This is a genomic window from Anabaena sp. CCY 9910, from assembly GCF_963920875.1.
GTDB classification, from domain to species: domain Bacteria; phylum Cyanobacteriota; class Cyanobacteriia; order Cyanobacteriales; family Nostocaceae; genus Trichormus; species Trichormus variabilis.
Genome location: NZ_CAWUDJ010000061.1, coordinates 1 through 25502, shown reverse-complemented (window position 1 = coordinate 25502; position 25502 = coordinate 1). Strand labels below are relative to the sequence as shown.

16 protein-coding genes and 2 pseudogenes are annotated in these 25502 nt (G+C 41.1%); 11 read left to right on the top strand and 7 right to left on the bottom strand.

What is annotated here, in order from left to right; genetic code table 11:
* Positions 1 to 45: 45 nt before the first annotated feature.
* The 3 genes and pseudogenes from ACM5QX_RS27010 to ACM5QX_RS27000 form a co-directional block, all read left to right on the top strand.
* A pseudogene (locus ACM5QX_RS27010) lies at positions 46 to 993 on the top strand (HetZ-related protein 2); the annotation flags it as partial.
* Between the two features lie 214 nt (positions 994 to 1207).
* Positions 1208 to 1474, top strand: coding sequence for a hypothetical protein (locus ACM5QX_RS27005; RefSeq protein WP_414756320.1), 267 nt, complete (start codon positions 1208 to 1210; stop codon positions 1472 to 1474).
* Between the two features lie 290 nt (positions 1475 to 1764).
* A complete protein-coding gene (locus ACM5QX_RS27000) occupies positions 1765 to 2889 on the top strand; it encodes a Gfo/Idh/MocA family protein (protein WP_414756319.1) in 1125 nt (374 codons plus the stop codon).
* Between the two features lie 260 nt (positions 2890 to 3149).
* Here ACM5QX_RS27000 and petJ read toward each other — a convergent pair whose 3' ends face one another.
* From petJ to ACM5QX_RS26985, 3 genes are all read right to left on the bottom strand, one after another.
* Positions 3150 to 3485: a cytochrome c6 PetJ gene (gene petJ / locus ACM5QX_RS26995; RefSeq protein ID WP_414756322.1), complete on the bottom strand. Its 336-nt coding sequence runs from the start codon at positions 3483 to 3485 to the stop codon at positions 3150 to 3152.
* 218 nt (positions 3486 to 3703) lie between these two features.
* Positions 3704 to 4198, bottom strand: coding sequence for an N-acetyltransferase family protein (locus ACM5QX_RS26990; RefSeq protein WP_414756318.1), 495 nt, complete (start codon positions 4196 to 4198; stop codon positions 3704 to 3706).
* 190 nt (positions 4199 to 4388) lie between these two features.
* Entirely contained in the window at positions 4389 to 5561 is a 1173-nt protein-coding gene (locus ACM5QX_RS26985) for an RpoD/SigA family RNA polymerase sigma factor (RefSeq protein ID WP_041456032.1), read from the bottom strand.
* Positions 5562 to 6361: 800 nt separating this feature from the next.
* Here ACM5QX_RS26985 and priA point away from each other — a divergent pair.
* Positions 6362 to 8941 (top strand): primosomal protein N', encoded by a 2580-nt coding sequence (gene priA, locus ACM5QX_RS26980; RefSeq protein WP_414756317.1) that lies wholly within the window; start codon positions 6362 to 6364, stop codon positions 8939 to 8941.
* On the opposite strand, the gene ACM5QX_RS26975 is transcribed toward priA, so the two are convergent.
* The gene (locus ACM5QX_RS26975) at positions 8927 to 10453 is read right to left on the bottom strand and encodes an FAD-dependent oxidoreductase (protein WP_414756321.1); all 1527 of its coding nucleotides are present in this window, start codon (positions 10451 to 10453) and stop codon (positions 8927 to 8929) included. The two genes, priA and ACM5QX_RS26975, sit on opposite strands and share 15 nt — an antisense overlap.
* A gap of 480 nt (positions 10454 to 10933) precedes the next feature.
* Here ACM5QX_RS26975 and kdpA point away from each other — a divergent pair, with 480 nt between their 5' ends.
* The 5 genes from kdpA (at position 10934) to ACM5QX_RS26950 (ending at position 17283) form a co-directional block, all read left to right on the top strand.
* A complete protein-coding gene (gene kdpA, locus ACM5QX_RS26970; RefSeq protein WP_414756316.1) occupies positions 10934 to 12619 on the top strand; it encodes a potassium-transporting ATPase subunit KdpA in 1686 nt (561 codons plus the stop codon).
* A 102-nt stretch (positions 12620 to 12721) separates the two neighbouring features.
* Complete coding sequence (kdpB, locus tag ACM5QX_RS26965) at positions 12722 to 14827, top strand: potassium-transporting ATPase subunit KdpB (RefSeq protein ID WP_414756315.1); 2106 nt, start codon at positions 12722 to 12724, stop codon at positions 14825 to 14827.
* Between the two features lie 84 nt (positions 14828 to 14911).
* A complete protein-coding gene (gene kdpF, locus ACM5QX_RS26960) occupies positions 14912 to 15208 on the top strand; it encodes a K(+)-transporting ATPase subunit F (protein ID WP_414756314.1) in 297 nt (98 codons plus the stop codon).
* Positions 15209 to 15480: 272 nt separating this feature from the next.
* On the top strand, positions 15481 to 16080 hold the full coding sequence (gene kdpC, locus ACM5QX_RS26955) for a K(+)-transporting ATPase subunit C (protein ID WP_011318036.1): 600 nt from the start codon (positions 15481 to 15483) through the stop codon (positions 16078 to 16080).
* 69 nt (positions 16081 to 16149) lie between these two features.
* Entirely contained in the window at positions 16150 to 17283 is a 1134-nt protein-coding gene (locus ACM5QX_RS26950) for a universal stress protein (protein ID WP_414756313.1), read from the top strand.
* Positions 17284 to 17294: 11 nt separating this feature from the next.
* Here the strand turns inward: ACM5QX_RS26950 and ACM5QX_RS26945 are convergent, their stop codons facing one another.
* The 3 genes from ACM5QX_RS26945 to ACM5QX_RS26935 all read right to left on the bottom strand — a co-directional run bounded on the left by ACM5QX_RS26945 (position 17295) and on the right by ACM5QX_RS26935 (position 22548).
* Positions 17295 to 17789 carry a DUF427 domain-containing protein gene (locus tag ACM5QX_RS26945; protein WP_414756312.1) on the bottom strand — a complete coding sequence of 165 codons (495 nt, stop codon included), beginning with the start codon at positions 17787 to 17789 and terminating at the stop codon, positions 17295 to 17297.
* A gap of 113 nt (positions 17790 to 17902) precedes the next feature.
* A complete protein-coding gene (locus ACM5QX_RS26940) occupies positions 17903 to 19474 on the bottom strand; it encodes an HlyD family efflux transporter periplasmic adaptor subunit (RefSeq protein WP_414756311.1) in 1572 nt (523 codons plus the stop codon).
* A 62-nt stretch (positions 19475 to 19536) separates the two neighbouring features.
* A complete protein-coding gene (locus tag ACM5QX_RS26935) occupies positions 19537 to 22548 on the bottom strand; it encodes a peptidase domain-containing ABC transporter (RefSeq protein ID WP_414756310.1) in 3012 nt (1003 codons plus the stop codon).
* Positions 22549 to 23525: 977 nt separating this feature from the next.
* On the opposite strand from ACM5QX_RS26935, the gene ACM5QX_RS26930 reads away from it, so the two are divergent.
* Both ACM5QX_RS26930 and ACM5QX_RS26925 read left to right on the top strand, forming a co-directional pair.
* Entirely contained in the window at positions 23526 to 23756 is a 231-nt protein-coding gene (locus ACM5QX_RS26930; RefSeq protein ID WP_414756309.1) for a hypothetical protein, read from the top strand.
* A gap of 921 nt (positions 23757 to 24677) precedes the next feature.
* Positions 24678 to 25448: pseudogene (locus tag ACM5QX_RS26925) on the top strand (glycosyltransferase family 4 protein); the annotation flags it as partial.
* Positions 25449 to 25502 lie beyond the last annotated feature (54 nt).

The following is a 25502-nucleotide window of genomic DNA, read 5'->3' as shown; positions in this document are numbered from 1 at the left end:
ACTTTCGGCGTTTTTACTTAATTATTCTCTCATGGAAGTGACAACAAAGGGTTAAGTCAACGCTACTTGGGTGTAGGTCGAGAACGTGCTTATCGTAACTTGATCACTCGGCTGGGAAGTTTAGTCACATTACGGAATAAAATTCAAACCTGGATTGCTCTTAGCCGCGATCGCCAACGTGGTGTTCTTGACGTATTACAAGAGGTAATACAAGAGTTGCTACAAAATGACACTTACATCCAGCAGCAAATGGCGTACATCGCAGAAGTTGCTCTAGATAAGAGACTCAAAGATACTTTACTATTTGCCACTGTAGAAGAATATTGCTTGCGACCAGTACGCAATCAACCCTTGTTAGTGTACCGTTTTGTCAACTACCTACGCCGTTCTCAACGCGGTGGGTTAACCCAAGTCCCTGGTGGTGACTTAGTTAGGCTAGTTTCCGAAGAAGTCTTGACAGACGACAACGACAATCGAGTTAACCTAGTAGATAATCAAGCGATCGCCGAATATCAAGAAGCACAGCAAATAGAAGAACAACAAGCACTGCGCCAGACGGTGCAACAAGAGTTTGCCAACTACTTACAAGAAAACCTGGGAGCAGACGCAGTAGAGTGGCTCAAACTGTATTTACAAGGCAAAACCCAAGACGAAATCGCCAAGAAATTAAATAAACCAATCAAAGAAATCTATCGACTGCGAGAAAAAATCAGCTACCATGCAGTGCGTGTATTCGCCCTGAAGGGTAAACCAGAACTCGTAGATAACTGGCTGGCTATTTCCTTACAGGAAAATAACTTGGGTTTAACACAAAACCAATGGCAAGAACTCCACGAAAAACTAACCCCCATTGGCCGACAAATCTTGGATTTGCGAAAATCAGGTAACTCCATAGAAACTGTAGCCCAACAATTAAATCTCAAACAGCATCAAGTCATGGGCGAATGGACTAAAGTCTATCTCGCAGCTCAAGCCATCAGAACGCAAGAGTAACTATGGTGAGGGCTAAATACGGAGAACTAAGAACTGAGTGCTGAGGACTGAGTGGTGTTAGCAAGGTGAGGTGTAAGCCCTGACTGAGTGAAAATTCTAGCCTCTAGCCTCTAGTGTCTTGGCGATGTTAAATATATTTATTTTATAAAAATTCCTGAGCATCAAACTTTAGGTAGAATTCCGCAATTGTCACCAGGACAATTGGATGTATATCATGTCATCTTTAACTAGAAATTCATTATCTGGTAGTTGTTCTTTATATGGTGAGCCACTACCACAGCTATTTTTATACTATCTTGCTCCTCCTATGGCTGATAAACACCACAAAATTAAATTTCCCCTCTGGCAATATCTCAACCAACCATTGTTCAACCGCGACTTAGAACTTAATCCCCGACGTTTCGCCTATAGTTGGCGCGTTGGAATGTTAAAACGGTGCTGGAGTAAGGAATGTGATGCCAAAGGGCCACAACAGCATTGATAATTTTTAAGCTATGAGACTTACGCATGAGAACGAAAGATCAAGGGTTTGGAGAAGGGTATAGGGGTATAGGGGAGCCAGTTGCGTGGGCGGGTTTCCCGACTCGAAGCACTCTGGTGTGTATAAATGTTTGAAACCCTTACACCCGGTCTCAACAGATAACCTGTGTGCGTAAGTCCTAAGCTATTACGCTTTTAAATTACCAGTCAGCACGAAAAGATTGCTGAAGATGTTACGCCTAGCTTACTTCGCCGTAGAATTACACATAAACTTTCAGTTATTTAAAGTTTATGGTGTCTGGATTACAAGCAAATCAGGGTAAAATTGGAATAGCGATCGCCGGGACTGGTTTTGGTCAAAAAGTTCACATACCCGCCTTTCAAGCCCATCATCGTACTGATATAGTTGCGATTTATCACCGCGATATTGATAAAGCTAAAGCAATTGCCGCAGCAAACAATATTCCCCATGCCTTTGACACTATAGCTGATATTGTTAATCTGCCAGAAGTACAAGCAGTTAGTATTGCTACACCACCTTTTCTACACTATGAAATGGGGAAAACAGTATTGCAAGCAGGAAAACATTTACTACTAGAAAAGCCTGTCACCTTAAATGTCGTTGAAGCACAGGAATTATATCAATTAGCGCAAAAGCAAGGTGTGATTGCCACTGTAGATTTTGAGTTTCGTTTTGTCCCTGCATGGCAACTATTCGCTGAACTTCTATCATCAGGTTATGTAGGAACCCCTCGCCTGATTAGAATTGATTGGTTGGGTTCTTCTCGTGCCGATGCTTCCCGCCCTTGGAATTGGTATTCTTCTAAAGAACAGGGTGGTGGTGCGTTAGGTTCATTAGGTTCCCACGCTTTTGATTACATTTATTGCTTATTTGGGTCAGTCCGTAGATTAAATGCCCATTTGACTACAGCCATTCCTCAACGGGTTGACCCTGTTAGCGGTGAGTTAAGAGCAGTAGAGACGGATGATACTTGTTTGCTGTCACTAGAATTAGCAAATGGTGTACCTTGCCAAGTGACTATCAGTGCTGCTGTTCATGCTTCTAGAACACACTGGGTGGAAGTATATGGCGATCGCGGTACTCTAGTAATTGGTAGTGAAAATCAAAAAGATTACATCCACGGTTTTCGCGTTTGGGGTTCCCAACCAGGTCAACCTCTGCAAGAAATAGAAATCCCATCCAAATTACTATTTCCCCAACATTACACTGACGGACGCATTTGTGCATTCTTGCGGGTAGTAGACCAATGGGTACAAGGAATTGATCAGCAAAAGCCAGTAGTACCATCTTTAAAAGAAGGTATTTATTCCCAGTTATTAATGGATTTGTCTCATCAATCTCATGCAACTGGTAGCTGGGTAGATGTGCCAAGTGTGGAAGATTATCTTATTTAAGTAGGATTTGTGTGTAGGGGTATATGGGTGTAGGGGTGTAGGGGTGTAAGGGTGTAAAACATTTATTTTGAATTTTGTAGCTTTAGCTTCCCGTAGGGTATTTTGAATTGATTCATACCCTTTTCCAAACCCTTGATGCGTAAGTTCTATTCAGAATTAATGGTTCTGTGCTTTCCACTTATTACTCATAACTTTGATGACAAAAATAGCGGGACAATAATCCCGCTATCTGTTAGTCAGTTTTGCTTGTGAAGTGGAATTTACTTCCAACTCTTATCGGCTTGTCCTAGTACATAAGCAGCTACATCTTCAATTTGTTCAGGTTTTAAACGACCTTTGAAAGCAGGCATGGCGTTCTTACCGTTTGTTACCTGAGCAATAATTGCCTCAGCTGAGTACATACCAAACTTTTCCAAGTCTTCTTTCTTCAGAGTTTTCTGGGCTTGAACCAAATTCTTGCCACCTGCATGGCAAGAAGCACAGTTAGCACTGAATACCTTGGCTCCGTTTACACTGTCTGCTGCTAATGCCGGACTACTGAAGGCAAAAGTGAAGAGTGCTATGCCTAGCAGTACTAGGGAAAAAATCTTTTTCATGTCTCGTTCTCTCTGCAAATAAGGCTCATTCAGACCAATATCATCCTCAATTATTGTCAGTTGAGCTGCTGTCATAGTCAAATGACAAGCTGTCAAACTTAAATAGTTGCTTGTCAGTTGTCAGTTGTCGGTTGTCATTGGTCAATAGTCCATAGTTATTCTTTTTTACTTCCCTTGCTCCCTCTGCTCCCTCTGCTTCCCCTGCTCCCCTGCCTTCTTCACTTCCCCTCGGCTAATTGGCTCATTGCTTCTTCTGTAACGCGGCAAATTCGCCAATCATCTAATATTGTTGCTCCCATGCGGCGGTAAAATGCTTGGGCTGATTCATTCCAGTCCAGAACGCTCCATTCTAGTCGTCCACAACCACGCTCGACGGCTATTTGGGCTAATTTAGTGAGGAGTGCTTTACCAATGCCTCGTCGTCGATATTCGGGTAGGACAAACAAGTCTTCTAGATAAATGCCTGGCTTGGTGAGAAAGGTAGAGTAATTATGAAAAAATAAGGCAAACCCTACAGCTTGACCTGAGGATTCCGCTAAAATTGCTTCAATGTATCTTTGGGAGCCAAATAAATGCTCTTGAAGTGCGAGGACGTTGCCAGTTACAGCATGAGTTAATTTTTCGTACTCTGCTAGCGCTTTAATTAAGCCAAACAATGTTTCGCTGTCAGCAGGTTCAGCAAAACGTACAGTCAAATCGTTACCCACAGTCATTTATTCATAGTCGATAGTCCACAGTCAATAGTTTAAGCGATCGCCTACTATGGGCGGAACGCCATCGCCTAACGGGTGTATCCCGTAATTTCTTTAACTCATGACTCTTGGCAGAATAAAAAATGGTCAGGTTAGTTATGAGTCCTAAGTAAAAATACTAAAATCCCAACTCTGATACCCAGTTCCTAGCTCAAATCAACCAACCTTTCAGACGTTTGGCTATGTGTGGGCGGCGTAATTTACGCATGGCTTTGCTTTGAATTTGGCGGACTCGTTCGCGGGATAAGTTGAACATATTCCCGACTTCCTCCAGGGTGCAAGGTTCGCTGGTTGTCAAACCATAGCGTAGAGAAATTACGTCTTTTTCTCTGGGGGTGAGGACATCACCTAAAACTTCCCAAATCTCCTGACGCATCATGTTTTCGTTCATTTTTGCTTCTGGAGATAAGTTATCCTCATCTTCTAATAAATCCATCAGTTCGGTATCTTCTTCTTTACCGACACGGTGGTTTAGGGAGAGGGCTTGTCGCCGGAGTTGTTGCAGTTGGCGCAGTTGTGGAACGCTAATTTCCAAAGCTTCTGCCATTTCTGCTTCGGAAGGGTTGCGGCTAAATTTTTGTTTGAGTTCCCGTTGGGCTTTTTTGAGTTTGTTGAGTTTTTCTACAATATGAATGGGTAGGCGGATGGTTCTGGCATCATTAGCGATCGCTCTCGTAATCGCTTGTCTAATCCACCAGTAAGCGTAAGTAGAAAACTTATATCCTTTATCGGGGTCAAATTTCTCTGTAGCTCGATTCAATCCCATTGCACCTTCTTGAATTAAATCTAGAAAAGGTACTCCCCGATTCAGATAACGCTTGGCAATTGATACTACTAATCTCAAGTTCGAGCGAATCATTTTACGTTTCGCTACTCGACCTTGATACAATCGATTTTCTAATTGTTTTTCTGTTATCTCTAGTTGAGCAGCTACTTGGGCTTTTGTTGGATGTAGCCCTAATTGCAATTGCAAATCTGCTTGTAAATCTCTAACTTCTTCTAAAAATCTGACTCTTCTGGCTAATTCTACCTCTTCATCGGGTTTTAGCAGTGGATAACGTGCCATTTCTTTAAAGAAAGCACCTACTGCATCATCATGCTCGGTTTTATTGTAGCCCGAAGGCCGGGCAGCCGCCATTTCATCCCCGCTATCACGTTCCTCTGAGTCTAAATTGTCTGTTATTGGGGGTTCTTCTTCTATTATCAGTTCTAAGGCATCAAGAGAGTGTTCTTCATGTTCTACAACACTCTCTATTATTTCCATTGTTCCCAATTCAGCAATATTCATAGTTTCCTTGAGGGATTCATGCTTTGTTTGGTACATAATTTCATGACAACTGTTAACTACTGAGAATGGTTGGTTTTCCTAACTAAAATCATGTTTCCTAAGTAGCAAATTTCAGGTTCATGTAATTAATTTCTAGCAGTTAGGAATAACTCCTAGCCGCCTGTTTATAGCTGCTACTATATTAGAATTCTCAGAAATATTTAGTTTTGCACCCAAATTTTATTTTCTCAGTTTCCAACAGATATATTGCTTATTTTTTTATTAATCATTTAATCTGTTAAACCCCCTCAACCTTTCTCTAAATTAACAATTAGAAAAAAATATGGGAAAAGTCCCCTTTATTTTTAATAATTATATACTTTTATAAAGTTTTCTAGCTTTATTCGTTGAGAGACATAACTGCAATCATAATATTTGTTGGTTTAAAGTTAATCAGTTGCTTGGTTATTTTCTTAAATGCTAATAGTTAGGCAAGTTACTAATCCCACAAAATTGTTTGTATAAAAGCATCTCATAGAGACAAAGGAATGAATATCTATCAATGGGCGGAAAAAAGGCTATTCCCTATTTAGTAGTTATGTGAACTATTTCAGAAATAGGCAGGTAGATAGTTTTATTTTTTATATTCGACTTCAAATATTTATTGCACGTATGGTTAGTTTTAATTTGTCTAGTAGATTACATAAGAGGAAACTTATCAAGTATTATAACTAATAAAAGTATTTTGAATTACAATTTTATTCTAAAGAAAGAAAAATTAAAATATAACGAGCTAAGGGAACTTTGTTGCCTGAGTTTAAGGCAATAGGAATATTTATCTTTAAAATTCAAGAACTATGTATATTAATGACATCAATTCTCCCGATTTAGCAGTGAATGAAAATCAGGAATTCTACCGAGTAACAACCAATAAAAATCAGTATGTCGAAGTATTAGTAGACTTTCCTGGCAATTCAGGATTATTCACTTACCGAATACCAAGTCAGTTAGAAATCAGACCAGGAGATATATTAAGTGTACCTTTTGGCTCCCAGCAATTGGGCGCGATCGCCATTCGGTTATTGGCAGAACCCAATATTGATCTAGCACAGGACAAGATACGGGAAGTAGAGGATGTAGTAACTTCTGGTTTTTTTGCTAGTGCTTATTGGGAATTATTAAATAGAGTAGCGTCATATTACTACACACCTTTAATTCAGGTAATCAGAGTAGCATTACCACCAGGATTATTAGGGCGATCGCAACGTCGTGTCCGCTTGATAAAAAGACAAAATGAGCAACTATCAGTTGCTTTTTTAAGCCCCCCAGCACAGCAAATTCTTCAATTACTACAATCTCAACCATCAGGAGATTATAGTTTCCATTATTTGCAACAAAAAGTTAAAGCTACTTATCGAGGGATGCGGGAATTATTACGCATAGGTTTAGTAGAAAGTTACTTAGAACCGCCCCGGACAAATCGCCCAAAACTGCAAAAAGCAGTTATATTAATTGATACAGTTGACCGTGATTTAACCAATCGCCAAAGGGAGATTTTGGAAGTATTGCGGAGACGGGGCGGTGAGCTATGGCACAGTGAATTGTTACAAATTTGTAGTACCAGTTCCTCTACCCTGAAGTCGATGGAACAAAAAGGTTACATTGCTATAGAAGAAAGAGAAATATTGCGAACAGAACAAGGGCAAGTATTAGATTTAGATACACCGAAGTTATTAAATATTGCTCAAGAGAATGCCTTAGCAACTATCCATCGGCTGAATGGATTTGCTCAAGTATTGTTGCATGGGGTCACAGGTTCAGGTAAAACCGAAGTATATTTGCAAGCGATCGCTCCAATACTCGCACAAGGCAAATCAGCCCTAGTATTAGTCCCCGAAATCGGACTCACACCCCAACTCACAGACCGTTTCCGCGCCCGTTTTGGCAACAATAAAATCAGCGTCTATCACAGCGCCCTCTCCGACGGTGAACGCTACGACACTTGGCGGCAAATGCTCACCGGCACACCCCAAATCGTCATCGGCACACGTAGCGCCATTTTCGCACCCTTACCCAACTTGGGCTTAATTATCCTCGACGAAGAACATGACTCCAGCTTTAAACAAGACTCTCCCATCCCCACCTACCACGCCCGCACCGTCGCCCAATGGCGTGCAGAACTAGAAAACTGTCCCCTTGTGTTAGGTTCCGCCACACCTTCCTTAGAAAGTTGGGTGAGTGTGAGGAGGGAGGCAGGGGGCAGGGGGCAGGAAGAGAAGTCGCAAGGAGGTTTTCCCTCCGGGCGAACTTCGGGGGCAGGGGGGCAAGAAGAAAATCAAAATTTCTTCCTTACTCACTACTCCCCTCTCCCCGAACGTATCAACTCCCGCCCTCTACCGCCGGTAGAAATAGTTGATATGCGGCAAGAGTTACAGGATGGGAATCGTTCTATATTTAGTCGGTCATTACAAGCAGCTTTACAACACCTGGAACAAACAGGAAGACAGGGGATTTTATTTATTCATCGTCGGGGACATAGTACCTTTGTGTCCTGTCGCAGTTGTGGCTATGTAGTGGAGTGTCCTCACTGTGATGTGTCCCTGGCCTATCACCAAACAGAAGTAGGCGCGCCCCAATTGTTACGCTGTCATTACTGTAATTATGTAAGCGTACATCCCAAACACTGCCCAGAATGCAATTCACCTTACCTGAAATTTTTCGGTAGCGGTACTCAACGAGTCGCCCAGGAATTAAGCCGACAGTTTCCGGGGTTAAAATACATCCGCTTTGATAGTGACACTACCCGCAACAAAGGCGCACACCGTACCCTACTGACTCAGTTTGCCAATGGGGAAGCGAATTTATTGGTGGGGACGCAAATGTTAACTAAGGGGTTAGATTTGCCCCAGGTGACACTTGTGGGTGTTGTTGCGGCCGATGGACTGTTGAACTTGTCAGATTATCGCGCCAGTGAAAGGGCATTTCAAACCCTGACTCAGGTAGCTGGTAGGGCTGGTAGAGGTGATGACCCTGGTAGGGTGATTATGCAAACTTACACGCCAGAACATCCAGTAATTGAAGCAGTCAGGCATCACGATTATCAATCTTTTGTACAGGCGGAATTAGAACAACGGCAAGCCCTGAATTATCCGCCTTATGGCAGGTTAATTTTATTGCGGCTGAGTAGCTTCGATCCTATACAAGTACAGAATACAGCTGGTGCGATCGCCACAGTATTAAATGCTAACCCAGGATTTGAATTATTAGGCCCAGCACCAGCTAGTGTGATGCGGGTAGCAAACCGTTATCGCTGGCAGATATTACTCAAGTTTGCCCCCGAAGCACTACCCCAATTACCAGACTGGGACGAAGTACGCCTACTTTGTCCTGATGGTGTCAGCTTAACTATAGATGTAGACCCATTAAATATTATGTGATGCCACAAATAGCCAGCGACCACCTGCAACCAACAATCCGCACCCAACTACTAGCCCTAGTAGATATAAATTCTGGCTAGTACGTTCGACTTTAGCCAAGATTTCTTGGTAGGAAAGCCGATAATTTTGGACGAGGAAAAATGCTGGTGGATGAAATAGGAAGGGTAACAGACGACTAAGTACAAGTCTGAGAAAAAAGTTGATACTCCATAACCTAGTGCGGAAGGGGTTTTGGCCATATTGCCAGGGAAAGGCGATTTGAGCCAGCTTGGTAACCGCTTTGACATCAGCAAGGCGCAAGGACTCATATAAAGGTAGTGCCTGTGAGAGATTATCATTAGTCTGAGAAAGCGCCTCATTCAAGACACAAACATCTTCCAAAGCCGCATTTACCCCCTGTCCAATATCTGGCGGAAAACAATGGATAGTGTCGCCTAACAACACTACTCCAACAGCAGAAGTATCCTTAATTTCTGGCTTGTGTCTCAATAAAAATTGCAATCCACCGCAGTATTGGGGTTTAGGGAAATAACCACCTTCACTTTTGGCAAATCTGTCTGCTTCTTCGGGGGACAATATTTTACGAATGGGCAACTGAGGGAAAGATTTCTCGAAAAACCCGTAAATTGCTTCACCATCCTGTAACTTCCACAGTTCATGGTCTGGTAAGGCGATGACATTCGCAGTTCTTGGTTCCTCTGGGTTTTTTACGGGTAGTAAACCGAGACGTAAGTAATGCTGACGACCACGTAAAGCTCCCAGGATAATATAAGCCATTTCGTTCACAGCGTGTTCTTCGCCACGATGATCCAAAGATGGCTTCGGTGGCAAGCTTAACACTTTATACCGCAAACCAGAACTAGCAGAGGGGAACTGCTGCATCTGAAATTTGTGCAATCCAGAAGTGTCCCACTCTGCTAAAGTATTCCGGACAACTGAGCGCAAACCATCACACCCAACTAACAGACTAGGCTCAAATTTGACGAAATTATCGTTACCCACCTGAGCCACAACTTCTAATTTCTCTACTTCATTATTGATAGCTAATTTGTTAATTTTGACACACTTAGCATTGAACATTACTTTTATACAATCCTGCCAGTGCTGTTCAATTTGCTGATATAACATCCCCACAAAAGCTTTTCTGGTAATCCAATATGCAGTTTTTCGTTTAGGGTCGATAACAGGTAATTTTGATGATTTTTTGCTGCCATCAGGGGCAATTCTCGTTAAATAAAATTCCTGGGATGAAACGCCTAAAGTTGCAAGAATAGGAGTGATCCCTAGATAATCTGTTAACTTTTGTCCCCGACCATCTATTGAATAATTAAATGACTTGTCAGGTTCATAATAATCGGCTGTGGCTCGCTGTTCCAATATAGTAATATTTGTCCAACCGCGTTTAGCTAGAATTAATGCGGTAGCAAGACCTGAAGGGCCTCCACCTATAATTAAGATATTTTGCTGATAATATTTAGGTTCATTAGCTATCAATAATTCTTGTTCTAACATATATTTTTTAGTCATGTTAGCAGGTATTCTTTTTAATATACTAATTCTCAAGTTTTGGGATTTAAATTAAATTCTTGATTGCATAACCAAAAATATTAATCAAACTGAGGGTAGAGAATTTGATTTTTATCATATTTTTTTCTTAAGTATCTATCATGATGCGTGTAATATTATACTTGCGTTTTACTTTTGAGCAAGTAAATCTTACAGATTATAAAGTAGCCAATCTTGAGGATGTATTGTATAAACAGATGTATTCACAATCAAAAATATGAGTAAAAGTAAAATTTAAATATTCTTGATGGACACTTTAAACAGTATCCAAAAAATAGTAATGGTTGAAACAAGTAAAGTGTGTAGATTGAATTGTGGTTAACCGAGAAGTTGCCAAATTGCTCACACTCTTATCAGTAAACAGGTTATTTTTTATATCTAAATAATTAACGGTATAGCACTCAATTGGAATTGGGCGTGAAATAAATGGGACAAGGTTTGTTACAAATTGGCTTAACGCTGTGTATTGTCATAGCAATTACTCCGGTTTTAGGTAGATATATAGCCCGTGTGTTCTTGGGAGAAAGAACAATACTTGATCGTTTAATGAATCCCATAGAGCGGAGTGTCTATGTAATATCAGGTGTTCGTCCTAAAGATGAGATGACTGGTTGGCAGTATATCCGCGCAATACTATACACCAATCTGTTCATGGGAATTTTAGTATATTCGCTGATATATTTTCAGAGGTTATTACCTTGGAATCCCAACGGTTTAGGTGTGCCTAGTTGGGATATCATCCTGCATACAGTAATTTCATTTGTTACCAATACTGATCAGCAACACTACGCGGGCGAAACAACCCTCAGTTACTTCTCCCAAGTAGCAGCCTTGGGATTTTTAATGTTCACCTCAGCCGCCACTGGTTTAGCTGTGGGTATTGCCTTTATTCGTGGCTTAACAGGCAGAAAACTGGGGAACTTCTATGTTGACCTTACCCGTGGGATGACCAGAATATTATTGCCCATCTCGGTAATTGGTGCGATCGCCTTAGTTGTGTTAGGTGTACCGCAGACAATAGGCGAAACCTTGACTATCACCACCTTAGAGGGGGGAACCCAGTACATCGCTAGAGGCCCAGTAGCATCCTTCGAGATGATCAAAATGTTGGGTGAAAACGGTGGTGGTTTTTTTGCAGCTAACTCCGCCCACCCCTTTGAAAATCCCAACGGCGCTACTAACTTAATTGAAACCATCGCCATGATTGCGATCCCCGCAGCCATGATTTATACCTATGGTGTATTTGCCAAAAATATCAAACAAGCTTGGCTATTATTCTGGATGGTCTTTATTGTCTTTGTAATTCTGGTGTGGGTAGCCGCAGGTGGCGAACTCCAAGGAAATCCCTTAGTTAATGGGGCTTTAGGAATAGAACAGCCCAATTTAGAAGGTAAAGAAGTCCGCTTTGGTTGGGCTGAAACAGCACTTTGGGCAGTTATGACAACTGCTACTATGTGCGGCGCAGTCAACGGAATGCACGATTCCTTAATGCCTCAAGGGCTATTTGCCACTTTATTTAACTTATTCTTGCAAATTATTTGGGGTGGTCAGGGAACCGGGACTGCTTACCTATTCATTTACCTGATTCTCACCGTGTTTCTCACAGGACTCATGGTAGGACGTACCCCAGAAATTTTTGGACGCAAAATCGAAAAGCGGGAAATTGTCCTGGCTAGCCTCATATTACTAATTCACCCCATAGTAGTCTTAATTCCCAGCGCGATCGCCTTGGCTTATCCTTTCTCCCTATCCGGCATCAGTAACCCCAGCTTCCACGGCATTTCCCAAGTAGTTTACGAGTATGCTTCCGCCAGTGCTAACAATGGTTCCGGTTTAGAAGGATTGACCGACAATAGCCTGTGGTGGAATCTCAGCACCAGTGTCAGCATTCTCACAGGCCGCTATGTCCCCATCATTGCCATGCTGCTATTGGCTGATAGTATGTCTCATAAACAAACCGTACCCCAAACCCCAGGAACCCTGAAGACCGATTCCTTACTATTCACCACCGTCACCGCCGGCATAGTCTTAATTCTGGGAGTTTTAACATTCTTCCCCGTCCTAGCCTTAGGCCCCATCGCCGAAGGTTTTAAACTAGCCTCTGGTAGCTAGAAGCGGCAGAGGAGCAGGGAGCAGGGGGTAGGGGAGCAAAAAAATCCTATTCCCCAGGAGTTTTTGAATTTTGAATTTTGAATTTTGAATTTTGAATTGTATATGAATCCAGTGGCACCTACCCCAAAAACTAAACCCCCCCGTAATCGTCCGAGCGATCGCCGACAAGCACGTAAGAAAGCTAGAATCAAAACCAAAGGAATTTACCCCAGGGCAATTAAGGATGCTTTTGTTAAACTCAATCCTCAATCTGCCATTAAAAACCCTGTCATGTTTGTGGTTTGGGTAGCAACACTCGTCACCTTAGCAGTCACAATCAACCCAGACTTATTCGGCCCCAATCAACAGAAAAATCCCCAACTTTTCAATGGGTTATTAACCGGGATCTTGTTTTTTACCGTTTGGTTTGCCAACTTTGCCGAAGCCATTGCCGAGGGTAGAGGTAAAGCCCAAGCTGATACATTGCGCTCAACTAAATCAGAGGCGATCGCCAAACAACTTTCTCCTGATGGCACAATTAGAGAAGTCCCTTCTTCTAATCTCAAACAAGGCGACACTGTATATGTAGTAGCTGGCGATATCATTCCCGCCGATGGAGAAGTAATTATGGGTGTCGCCTCCGTCGATGAATCAGCAATTACGGGGGAATCTGCCCCAGTCCTCAAAGAATCAGGCTCAGATGTTGCCAGTTCCGTTACTGGTGGGACACGCATTATTTCCGATGAACTGATTGTCAGGGTGACATCTGACCCAGGTAAAGGTTTTATTGACCGAATGATTGCCTTAGTAGAAGGTGCAGAACGCAGCAAAACACCAAATGAAGTCGCTTTGACGGTCTTATTGGCAGTTTTGAGCTTGGTATTTCTATTTGTGATTGCCACCCTACCTGCATTTGCCTACTATGCTGATACACCAGTTAATGTCCCGACTTTAATTGCCCTGTTAGTCGCCTTAATCCCCACCACCATTGGCGGGTTACTCAGCGCTATTGGCATCGCTGGTATGGATAGAGTCGCTCAATTTAACGTCATCGCCACCTCCGGACGGGCAGTAGAAGCCTGCGGTGATATTAATACCCTGGTGTTAGATAAAACTGGCACAATCACCTTAGGTAATCGCTTGGCTGAAGAGTTTATTCCCATTAATGGTTACTCTGTAGAGCAATTAGCCAGCGTTGCTTGGGCTGCTAGTGTTTTTGACGATACACCAGAAGGTAAATCAATTGTCCGTCTAGCTGAAAAATTAGGTATCAGGTATGACCTAGATCCCAACCTAGCCCAAGCAGTAGAATTTTCTGCCAAAACACGGATGAGTGGCACTAATTTACCTGGTGGACGGGAAGCGCGAAAGGGAGCAGTCGGTGCGATTCAAGGATTTGTTCGTTCTCGTAATGGGCAAACTATCCCAGAATTAGATGCAGCCTATGAGCGAGTTTCCCAACAGGGTGGTACACCCCTAGCAGTTTGCCTAGATAACGAAATTTATGGTGTCATCTACCTGAAAGACATTGTTAAATCTGGCATTCGGGAACGATTTGACCAGTTGCGGCGAATGGGAGTACGTACCATTATGCTCACTGGCGATAACCACATTACTGCTTCTGTCATTGCCCAAGAAGCCGGAGTTGATGACTTTATCGCCGAGGCCACACCGGAAGATAAAATCAGCGTCATCCAACGAGAACAAGCACAAGGCAAACTCGTAGCCATGACGGGAGACGGAACCAACGATGCGCCAGCCTTAGCCCAAGCTAATGTGGGTGTAGCCATGAACACGGGAACCCAAGCCGCTAAGGAAGCCGCCAACATGGTAGATTTGGATTCAGACCCCACAAAATTGATTGATATTGTCAGTATTGGTAAACAATTGCTGATTACCCGTGGTGCGTTGACTACATTTTCTATTGCGAATGATATTGCTAAATACTTTGCCATTATTCCGGTCATCTTTGCGGCGGCTAATCTGCAAAGCCTGAATATTATGAATTTGACTAGTACTAATTCTGCTGTGCTGTCAGCGTTGATTTACAACGCCTTAATTATTCCGGCTCTCATACCCTTAGCTTTAAAAGGTGTGCAGTTTAGACCATTAACAGCCAATCAGTTACTCCAACGTAATATTCTCATTTATGGCTTAGGTGGAGTGATTGCACCATTTATCGCTATTAAGTTGATAGATATATTAATTACTATCGTTGGGTTGGCATGAAAAAATGATTCGAGACAATTGTACAGACGCGATTAATCGCGTCTCTAACTAAATAATAATTTAAGCGGGTGTATAAGAAAAAGTATGAAAAAAGGAATTGATGGATATGACAAGTTTTTCATTATGGATTTGATACAGGCAATCACCGCAGACTTTACGGAGGCGATCGCCTATATTTGGTCACGATCGCCAAAACAAAAGCTAACAAGAGCGATCGCTCTTATTTTATGTTGCCATCTCATCATTAACCCCAGAGTCTATGCAGCTACCAGTATTACACTAAATCAAAACTCCGGCTGGGCTTTTGGTATTTTAGGCGCGGTGATTGCCGGACTTGTTATTTACTTATTTGTTGTCATTTTTCAACCAGAGCGCTTTTAACAATGCCAACTAAGCTGGGGTAAATCTACACCTACAAAATCTGAAATTGAATTCTGATAGTAACGGAAAAATGTTATGAGGAAATTTGGGTTTAAGGGAAATCCAAAAAAGAAATTATTCTGTTTAAAGTTGTTGACCGTTACCTGTTAACGGTGAACCGTCAACGGTCAACAATCCCAATAGAACATTTTTTGACTTAGAAGTCCCTAAAACCGAGTGGAACTTTGGGTAACTATCTTTCATTTTGAACTTTGAATTTTGAACTGATTAATATGTCTTTTATTCGAGAAATTTTGAGAGCAATTCGTATTACTCTAATCTTTTGGTTGGTGACAGCCATTATTTATCCTCTAGCTATTTTAGTAGTTGGTCAGGGTTTATTTCCCAGCCAAGCTAACGGTAGCATTATGGAAAATATCGAAGGAACACCAATAGGTTCCAGCTTAATTAGTCAAGTATTCACTTCCGAAAAATATTTTCACAGTCGTCCTAGCGCAGTTAGATATAGTCAAGGCAGAAAAGCCAAGCCAACAGGTATATCTGGTGGTAGCAATCTAGCACCCAGTAACCCTGCATTACTTGAGCGCATCATTGAGGAAGCAAATCAACTCCGCGATGATAATATTCAACCTATTGCCGATTTAATCTATAGTTCTGGTTCAGGCTTAGATCCCCATATTTCTGTTCAAGCTGCAAGACAACAGTTAGAGAGAGTTGCTCGCGCCCGTGGTGTTCAACCAGATGAAATTATGCTAGCAATTAATAAGTTCACTGATGGTAGATTTTTAGGAATTTTTGGTGAACCAGGAGTTAATGTTCTGCGATTAAATTATGCTCTCGATTTGCAAGATATTAATCGTCAACAAAACTGATAAGATTGGGAGTTTGAACTGTTAACTGTTGACGGTTAACTTTGAAATTTTAACTATTGACCAATTCCTATGTATCCAGTAAAACGGGGCAAACATAAAATTTTTATTGGTATGGCTCCGGGTGTAGGGAAAACTTACCGGATGCTAGAAGAAGCACAGGCTCTTAAAGAAGAGGGAACTGATGTTGTTATTGGTCTATTGGAAACTCACGGACGCAAAGAGACAGCTGATAAAGCCGCAGGGCTAGAAATTGTTCCACGCCAGCAAATAGCCAGAGGTGGATTAACACTAACTGAAATGGATACGGACGCTATTTTAAAGCGATGTCTATCAACAAGCCGCTACGGATCTACACCCCAGTTAGTATTAGTTGATGAACTAGCTCACACAAACGTCCCCGGTTCACCACGAGAAAAACGCTATGAAGATGTAGAAGTCATCTTAGCCGCCGGTATTGATGTCTATTCCACCATGAATGTGCAGCATTTGGAAAGTCTCAATGATGTGGTAGCAAAAATAACTAGTGTGGTTGTCAGAGAGCGTGTACCTGACAGGATTCTGAAAGAAGCCGATGAAGTTGTGGTTGTAGATGTTACACCAGAAACTTTGCAAGAAAGGTTAATGGAAGGGAAAATTTATGCACCACAAAAAATTCAACAGTCCCTAGATAACTTTTTTCAACGTCGTAACCTCATTGCTTTGCGGGAATTAGCTTTACGGGAAGTAGCAGACAATGTAGAAGAAGAAGCGATACCTGGGGTAAATGCTACTACGCCCAATGGTCAATTCTGTAATATTCACGAACGAGTTTTAGTGTGCGTCTCTACCTATCCCCAATCCTTACAACTGTTGCGTCGGGGTGCAAGACTTGCTAACTACATGAATGCACCCTTATATGTAGTATTTGTTGCTAATCCTGAACACTTCCTCACCAAAGAAGAAAGCCTGCACATCGACACTTGTGAGAAATTGTGTAAAGAATTTGCAGGTACTTTTATTCGCGTGACTAGTAGTGATATTGGTACAGCGATCGCTCAAGTCGCAGAACAATATCGTATTACGCAAATCGTCATCGGTGAAAGTCAGCGATCGCGCTGGCAAATTCTCCTCAAAGGCTCTTTAACTCACAAGTTAGTCCGCTTGCTAAAAAACATCGATTTACACATCATTGCTACTGAAAAAACACCTCCAGCCAGGCGCTAGCTAAAAACGTTTCACCATCCCCAACTACCAGGAATTCCCTTAAAGGGGCCGACAACATCTTTTGTGATCCAACCACCATAAAAATTCCCTGGTTGTGGTTCCACCTGATCGCCATCAACATAGCAAGCATCCATAAGGTGGGCATAGAATGCGACATGATCTTGTAACGATGCAAATGCTGTGGTCGGATTAGGGTAGAACCAGGCTGCATTTTGCACTTCTTTATCCCCCACACGGATGGTATAGTAGCCGGCTAATCCTTTCCACTCACAAAAACTCGATTGTGGTGTAGGGATGAGGTGTTCCATTTTGATATCCCCTGGAGGAATGTAATAGGAAGGCGGATGGCTTGTTTCTAAAACACGTTTGGCATTTTGGGTATCAGCGATGATTACCCCATTAAAAATTATCTGAATATGTTTGCTTGTGTCCTCCAAGCGAGGGGGACGAGGATAGTCCCAAACAGATTCTTGTCCCGGTTGAGGTTCAATACGTTGAGGATACATCAGCTTATATCAATTCAAAATTCAAAATTAGGAAAGCCCATACAGCATAAGGGTCAACTGTCAACTGTCGATACGAAAATATGTGTAAGTTAAATGCCTGACATCTGAACTATTTAACGCACCTGTTTTAAACTATCAACTTGATTGGTAAACATTTCCGTAAACAGACTCATGACTGTGCGTTCTTCCCTGACTTTGATATTAGCGCTGATTGACATACCCGACTGCAAGGAAATCTGCTTATCTTGGATTTTTAAGTATTGTTGATTTAGTTTGATTCTGGCAGGGAAGCGATAAAACTTATATATTTCGTCCGGTGGCAAGGCATCTGAGCCAATATCAATTATTTCACCTTTGATATCACCAAACTGGCTGAAAGGAAAAGAGTCAATTCTGACATCTACTTTCATTCCTTTGCGGACAAAACCAATATCTTTATTGGTGATGAAAACCTCAGCAATAAAGTTTTCATTAGGGACGATTTGCAATAATTTTTGTGTAGGATTCGCCACAAATCCAGTATTATTTGCTTTCAAATCAAAGACTGTACCAGCTACAGGCGCGCGTAATTCTTGGTATTTAAGTTCCTGTTGAGCTTGAGAAATTCTGCTTGTGATATCGGCTAAATTACGTTCATTATCTAGGACAATTCTCATGAATTGACTATCAATTTCTGCAATGCGTTTTTTGTTATCAGCAATTTTCTCTAAAATATTTTTGTCAGTAGTAGCGACAGTATTAGTAACCTGCTGCTGGTTTTTTTCAATATCAAATTGCAGGCGTTTCTGTTCTTCAAGTAATTGGGAAACTTCTGCTGCTGTAGTCTGTACCTGCTGTTGTTGATTGAGATACTGTAGCTGAGAAATACCACCTTCTTCTGCTAAGATTTTAATCTTATCTAAAATCTGTTGTTGGATTGCCAAACTAGATTGAGTGTCTTGGAGTTTTACCGTTGTTTGAGTTAGTTGTTTTTCAATTTTGGCAACTTCTAGTCCTGCGGCGGCTGCACGAGATTCTAATTCAGTTTTGGCAACTTTTAGCTGTTTTTGTTCGTCACTATCTAAACCTATACCCGTGGTAGCATTATTTAATTGAGTGCGTAGCAATTCATTTTCGGCAACTAGCGCTGCACGATTTCTTAACAGAAAAGTTGCTTCTTGTGGTAACCGACTGCGGACAAATTCTAGTTCAGAAGCAATGCCACCTGTTGATCTCATCAAGCGGCGATATGTCTGATTTTCTTGAGTTAAGGCACGTCTAACTTTTTCTAATGAATTTAACTGGGCGACAGTGGTAACTTGATCAAAGGTTAATAGTAGCTGACCTTTATTAACTGTCTCTCCATTTTTAACAAAAACCTCTCTCACTACACCATTCACTGGTGCTTGTACTTCTTTAACTGTACCTTCTGGTTTCAGTTGACCAGTAGCTGGTACTACCTGTTCGATTTTGGCATAATATGCCCAACCAATACCTACACAAGCTAATCCTATCAGGGTCAGCATAATTGTGCGTGACCAAAGAGGAGATTGGCGCAGGACGACAGATTGCTCAAAGTCGTTTTGGTTAAGTTTAACTAAAGCTTTGCTTGCCTGTGGTGAAGCTTGATCATCAATTTTGACAATCTTATTTTGCTTCCCATTACTATTATTACCGTTACGGCGATCGCTATTGAGTTGAGTCATAGTAGTTTTGAAGAAGGGACTGGGGATTGGGGACTGGGGACTGGGGACTGGGGAATAACCAATTACAAATTCACTTCCTGTTGTTGGTACAGGTAAAAATAATGACCTTTAGCCGCCATCAATTCTTGGTGGCTTCCTTGTTCTATAACTTTCCCTGCATCCATGACCACAATCATGTCTGCATGACTGACGGTGTTAAGGCGGTGGGTGATGAAGAATACTGTGCTACCTTGAAAGGCTTTAGCTAAGTTGAGGCAAACTTGTCGTTCTGTAGGATAGTCTAAAGCGCTGGTAGCTTCGTCTAATACTAATAGTTTAGGTCTTTGGAGGACAGAACGGGCGATCGCTATTCTCTGTCTTTGTCCCCCAGAAAGTCCAGCCCCACGTTCCCCTACGCGGGTATTATACCCGTTGGGTAGGCTCATAATAAACTCATGGGCTGCTGCTACTCGCGCCGCTTCGATAATTTCGTCAGTGCTAGCATCGGGGTTTGTCAGGGCAATATTTTCTTGTACTGTCCCATCAAATAACAGGGTTTCTTGGGGTACTACACCGACTTGGCGACGTAATGAATATAGTTCTACTTTGGCAATATCGTAACCATCAATTAAAATTCTGCCGGACTCTACATCGTACAAGCGCAGCAGTAATTTCATCATCGTACTTTTACCGGAGCCGCTTTGTCCGACAATACCGATAAATTTCCCAGAGGGGATTTCTAAATTGACGTTGGATAGTTGTAAAGGGCCGCTTGGTGCGAACCTAAAGGAAATATTCTCGTACTTAACAGACCCTTGAATTTCGGGTAAGGGAATATTGTAGCGGTCAATTTCGGCTTCTTGGGGGGTATCAACGATATCGCTCAACCGTTCTAGGGATAATGCTGTTTCTTGGAAGCTTTGCCAAAGTTGAGCTAGGCGTAAAATTGGGCTGGTGACATAACCGGAGATAATTCTAAAGGCGATTAATTCCCCTAAAGTTAGTTCACCTTGAAGTACCAAATAAGCACCCACCCACAACACAAGTAAACTGCTGAGTTTGTTGAGAAATTGACTAGTAGAGTTAGCGAGGGTTGATGTGATGACATTTTTAAACCCTGCTGCTACATATCGAGCATACCGCTCTTGCCAGGAAAAGCGCGATCGCAATTCGATATTTTGCGCTTTCACCGTCTGAATCCCAGACATCACCTCAACTAAATAGGATTGGGTTTCTGAGTTGCGTTCGGCTTTGGAACGTAACTGTCTGCTCACTGTAGGCGATGCAATTAAGGTGATAATGATAAATATGGGAATCGTTCCTAAACCAACTAAGGTAAGTTGCCAGCTATAAAACAGCATGACAATGATATAAACTACGGAGAAGACTGCATCTAAACCTACTGTCAACGCTGTCCCAGTGAGAAACTGCCGAATATTTTCTAATTCGTTGATGCGGGTAGCCAGTTCACCCACTGGACGCTTTTCAAAGTAGCGCAGTGGTAGCCGTAATAAATGGTCAATAATTTCCGAACCCAAACCCATATCGATACGGTTGGTAGTATCGACAAATAAGTAAGTCCTTAAGGTGGTGAGAACTGCTTCAAATACCCCAACGGCTAACAGCAAAACTCCCAAAACATTCAGGGTACTAATACTGTTTTGGACTATGACTTTATCAATGATGAGCTGAATAACTAAGGGATTGGCTAAGGCCGCTAACTGCACAAAAAAAGAAGCAATAAAAACTTCAATCAGAACCCGGCGATAGCGAGATAAGTAAGGTATGAACCAACGTAAACCAAAGCGTTCTTGTGGTGTTTCTTTGGTAGCAGACAGCAGCAATACCCTAATTTGTGGGGGATAACTGTCTTCGACAATATTTAAATGCTCAAGTATCTGTGCGGGTTTGCAGCGTACTATCCCTTGGGATGGTACACCTAAAACTACATTATTGGCATCAGCCGCATACAAAACCGCATAACCATCACCATAACGGACTAAGGCGGGGGTAGGAACACGGGTAATAGCCGCCGCAGGTAAATCAACTAGATTGGCTTTGAGTCCAATTAACTCGGAGAGGTAAGCGCAAGCGGGGAAGGAGATGGTTCCTTGACGCTTCATTTGCTCATTCAAAATGCGGCGCACTACTTCTTTGCGGAAGGGAATTTGTAAGTGCTTGGTAAGCATTTGAAAACAAGCAAAGGTAGAATTTAATTCACCTTTACCCCGAACAAAGGGGAATTTTTGTCTTGGTTTAGCATTGCTGGGAACAGAACTTGATTGAGGAAGTTCTTCTTCGCTAGCGTAGGGAATATCTAAAGTTTCTGTAATTGTGGGTGAACTATCATAGACGGTAAGTTCTCCACCGGAGCGATAATCGTTCTCTAAAAACAATAAATCTACAGGCTCTAAACCCACTAACCGCGCCGGACTTTCTCCCTGAACTTCTATTACCCGATTTCCATCACTAGGTTCTAGGCGAGAACCTATGGGGTAATTTGTGACTGTTCCGCCACTAACAAACCAAATGCTTTCACTATTTAATTGATGGAAGAAATTTCTCCCTGGTGGAAGGTAATCTATTTTGGCATTTTCTAGAGCTTGTGCAGTTAGTTCATCAAGGTTACTAATCACGTTAGCTTGGTTAGCTAACTGGGAACTCAAAACATCGAAAATCTCAATGATGTAGCTTTGGTTTTGGCGTGCGTGAGCAAAACCTGGGTATGACTCCAACAAACGTAAGTAGTCTGTGGCATTTAAGGTTAAGCCTATCACTTCATCGGCAGAGGCGATCGCAGTTTCACAAGCCACATCCCGCAATAACCCAATTTCGCCAATGATTTCCCCTGGTTTCATCAACTTAAGGGTTGTCGGAACTTGCGTTTGCGGATCAAATCCCAACAGCCGCACTTGACCTTCATAAATAATTGTTACTCGTTCTGGCGTTCTTTCTTTGCCAATAATTTTTTGACCAATGCGATAGCGAAATGGCTGTAAATTGTTGAGGATTTGAGTCAGTTCCTCACTTGGTAACTGGTCAAAACCCTCAATGGTGACAAGAAATTCTTGAAAGGCGCTCTTAATATAAGTCATTTTTAATTCAGTTAACTAATTTATCTATGCTTAAGCCAGCTTTAGTAAGTTTTTACTACAAAGGCACAATTTAAAGTTTTTCATTTAATTTATACATAGCTTTTGACTCACTACTAAGACAAAGGTGTCATTTGTCTTATTAAACTCATCTATTTTTAAAGAATTTCACTGAGAACCTAATCAACTAACCTGAAATTTTTTAGATCAAAATGTAGACCTTCATCCAGACAACAGTACCGTATATGTACATAACTCAGCGAGATCGAATCGTTAGTGAGCGTTACACAAATACACAAGAAATTTCATCAGTAAATACCCAAGGTAAAATTATCACTATTTTACCAACCCATAAATACTTAGGCTGAGATACTTAACTTTATTTTCCAATTTATACGGAATTTCCTAATTTATACTTGGAGACATAGTGTCAGTTAATTTTGACGGCAAAGAAATATCTAGAACAATAGAATACCACTAAGCTAGTGTATTATTACTTATTTAATTAAAATAATTGTATTTTTTTATGCAAATTATTTATCAGCTTTACGTAATTAGCAGAGATAGTAACTTCAGGAATTATACGGTATATCATTCTTCATCAAAGAAAATTTGACTAGTTATAAATCAAACAAGACTAAACGTCGTGCTAAACGAAGGGCTTCGTGAGCATCAAATGTTTCATAGCGTGAAGCAATATCATGGGTATTGAGACAGCACTACTACAAATATTCTGAACTGAGTATTAATAAGGGGTTAACTTCTATTTACACAGAAGTTAACCCCCGAAAGATTTTATGTTTGGGGTCTATATAATAGCTGACCCCGATTTAATAACGATATTTAAGCTTTCATTTAGATTTACATCTAATTAGTAAATATTTGTAATATTTAAGGTTTTCTTTAGATTTTACAATTTAAGATTCTTTTTAGATTGTTAACAGCATTTATATGCGGTAGCGGTAAAGGGAGTGATTGCGATGAAAGTCTGCCCCGTAAACTCAAAAACACTACGTCAAATTTGGTCTTTGGTTGAACAAACTCAGTCCAGCACTCTTCTTCGCCTCAATGATACAGATTTGGTCAAGCAGTTGTTGAGGCAGCTTAATAGTCAACAAGCCCTCAGTATTGAAGAAATCAATTCCGTAAACAGTTACCTATCGTCTAGAACAAATTTAATCCGCGATTTGGCTACTGCAAGACTAGCATAGCCAAATTCAGGTAGGTTACTGCAAACATAAGTAGCCCTCACGAACTGATGAAAAAAGCTGTCTTTCCTTCTCTACCTTCTCTGGGGGAAGCTTGGCTTATGCGGAGTGTGTCGTAGATATATCTTGCCCAGCCTTACGGCTTGCCTCCGGCTACTGCCTTTTGCCTTTTGCAAACTAGATCAACATTAAAAAACAAGAAGTCTTGGGTGTGTTCGTAGATCAACGCGTTTCGCCAAATGTCAACATGGCGCGGCGCATGGTAAGACAACACACCCTATTGTTGTTTCACGTTTCCCCAGTTTGAGTATTGGAGTGATCATTTTCAGGAATTGCTTCAATAGGTAGTGATGAATAAATGAGTGGTAAACCTAATCTATTCGCTCGATAATACACAAACAAATGTGTAAATGTTTGGCTTATTTCACATTTCTTAGGCTTAAAAGTATTATAAATTTACCAAATTCTAAAAATTTTTTACATAAAAGTCTATTTATATAAGGGAAATGTCCACCAATAATATATATTTATGAGATTTTAAGATTTAAATGAAATTTCGTGAAAAATTTAAAGATTTGATAAACCATCAGTAAAAACCCTCAAAAAACTGAGCTACAAAGCTACAATACGAGTTGAGTAATGAAAAGCAATAATTAAAACATAAGATAAATTTATGCCTACAGTATTTTTATTATAAATAATATGTAATGTGTATTTTAAAATTGGATAGCTGAGAATGAGGTTTCCAAATATATATATTCTTATGTTTTTATCCTAGAAAACTAGGCAATATCAATATCAGTTTTAATATTAAATATAGCTTCCGATTACAAATCTACAAATAATATATTGTTAGTTAACTGAAGTGTTCCAACTATATCGAAAATAATTTCCGTTAAACATTAGAAAAATTAATAATAAATCATGCACATTCTCATCTACTCCTACAATTATTATCCAGAGCCAATCGGTATTGCACCTTTGATGACTGAACTGGCAGAAGGTTTAGTAGAGAGAGGACATCATGTGCGAGTGATTACAGGAATGCCTAATTATCCTCAACGGGAAATTTACGATGGATACAAAGGTAAGTGGTATGTTACAGAACAAAAGAATGGCGTAACTATCCAACGTAGTTACCTAAGAATTAAGTCTAAACCTAAATTAATAGATAGATTATTACTAGAGTTAAGTTTTATCGTGACTAGCTTGCCACAAGCTTTTAACGGCGAAAGACCAGACTTAATTTTATTAACAGTACCGCCACTTTTAGTTTCACTACCAGCAACTCTGCTGGGATTGTTTTATAAGTGTCCCGTGGTGTTAAATGTGCAGGACATATTACCAGAAGCGGCTGTGCGCGTCGGATTGATGACCAATAAATTAATGATTCGCTTTTGCGAAATTATAGAAAAGTTTGCTTATAAAAATGCCACTAAGATTAGCGTCATAGCCGAGGGCTTTCGTGAGAATTTAATCAATAAGGGAGTAAGTGCAAAAAAAGTTCTTTGTATTCCTAATTGGGTGAATGTTAATTTTGTCCGTCCCTTAGCTAAAAACAATTCGTGGAGAACAGTTCATCAACTCGATGGCAAATTTGTTGTGATGTATTCTGGGAACATCGCACTAACGCAAGGTTTAGAGACAGTAATAGCCGCAGCTACCTATTTGCGGCATATTCCAGATATTAGTTTTTCAAGGGGCGACAAGCAACCTAAAGTGCTTGCTGTATAAGCTTCATAGCCCTTA

Coding starts and splice junctions, on each gene's coding strand:
- kdpF (WP_414756314.1), top strand. CDS start 14,912: ATGAAAAAAGGAATTGATGGATATGACAAGTTTTTCATTATGGATTTG.
- ACM5QX_RS26930 (WP_414756309.1), top strand. CDS start 23,526: ATGAAAGTCTGCCCCGTAAACTCAAAAACACTACGTCAAATTTGGTCT.
- kdpB (WP_414756315.1), top strand. CDS start 12,722: ATGAATCCAGTGGCACCTACCCCAAAAACTAAACCCCCCCGTAATCGT.
- petJ (WP_414756322.1), bottom strand. CDS start 3,485: ATGAAAAAGATTTTTTCCCTAGTACTGCTAGGCATAGCACTCTTCACT.
- priA (WP_414756317.1), top strand. CDS start 6,362: ATGTATATTAATGACATCAATTCTCCCGATTTAGCAGTGAATGAAAAT.
- ACM5QX_RS27000 (WP_414756319.1), top strand. CDS start 1,765: ATGGTGTCTGGATTACAAGCAAATCAGGGTAAAATTGGAATAGCGATC.
- ACM5QX_RS26950 (WP_414756313.1), top strand. CDS start 16,150: ATGTATCCAGTAAAACGGGGCAAACATAAAATTTTTATTGGTATGGCT.
- kdpC (WP_011318036.1), top strand. CDS start 15,481: ATGTCTTTTATTCGAGAAATTTTGAGAGCAATTCGTATTACTCTAATC.
- ACM5QX_RS27005 (WP_414756320.1), top strand. CDS start 1,208: ATGTCATCTTTAACTAGAAATTCATTATCTGGTAGTTGTTCTTTATAT.
- ACM5QX_RS26985 (WP_041456032.1), bottom strand. CDS start 5,561: ATGTACCAAACAAAGCATGAATCCCTCAAGGAAACTATGAATATTGCT.
- ACM5QX_RS26975 (WP_414756321.1), bottom strand. CDS start 10,453: ATGTTAGAACAAGAATTATTGATAGCTAATGAACCTAAATATTATCAG.
- kdpA (WP_414756316.1), top strand. CDS start 10,934: ATGGGACAAGGTTTGTTACAAATTGGCTTAACGCTGTGTATTGTCATA.
- ACM5QX_RS26990 (WP_414756318.1), bottom strand. CDS start 4,198: ATGACTGTGGGTAACGATTTGACTGTACGTTTTGCTGAACCTGCTGAC.
- ACM5QX_RS26935 (WP_414756310.1), bottom strand. CDS start 22,548: ATGACTTATATTAAGAGCGCCTTTCAAGAATTTCTTGTCACCATTGAG.
- ACM5QX_RS26945 (WP_414756312.1), bottom strand. CDS start 17,789: ATGTATCCTCAACGTATTGAACCTCAACCGGGACAAGAATCTGTTTGG.
- ACM5QX_RS26940 (WP_414756311.1), bottom strand. CDS start 19,474: ATGACTCAACTCAATAGCGATCGCCGTAACGGTAATAATAGTAATGGG.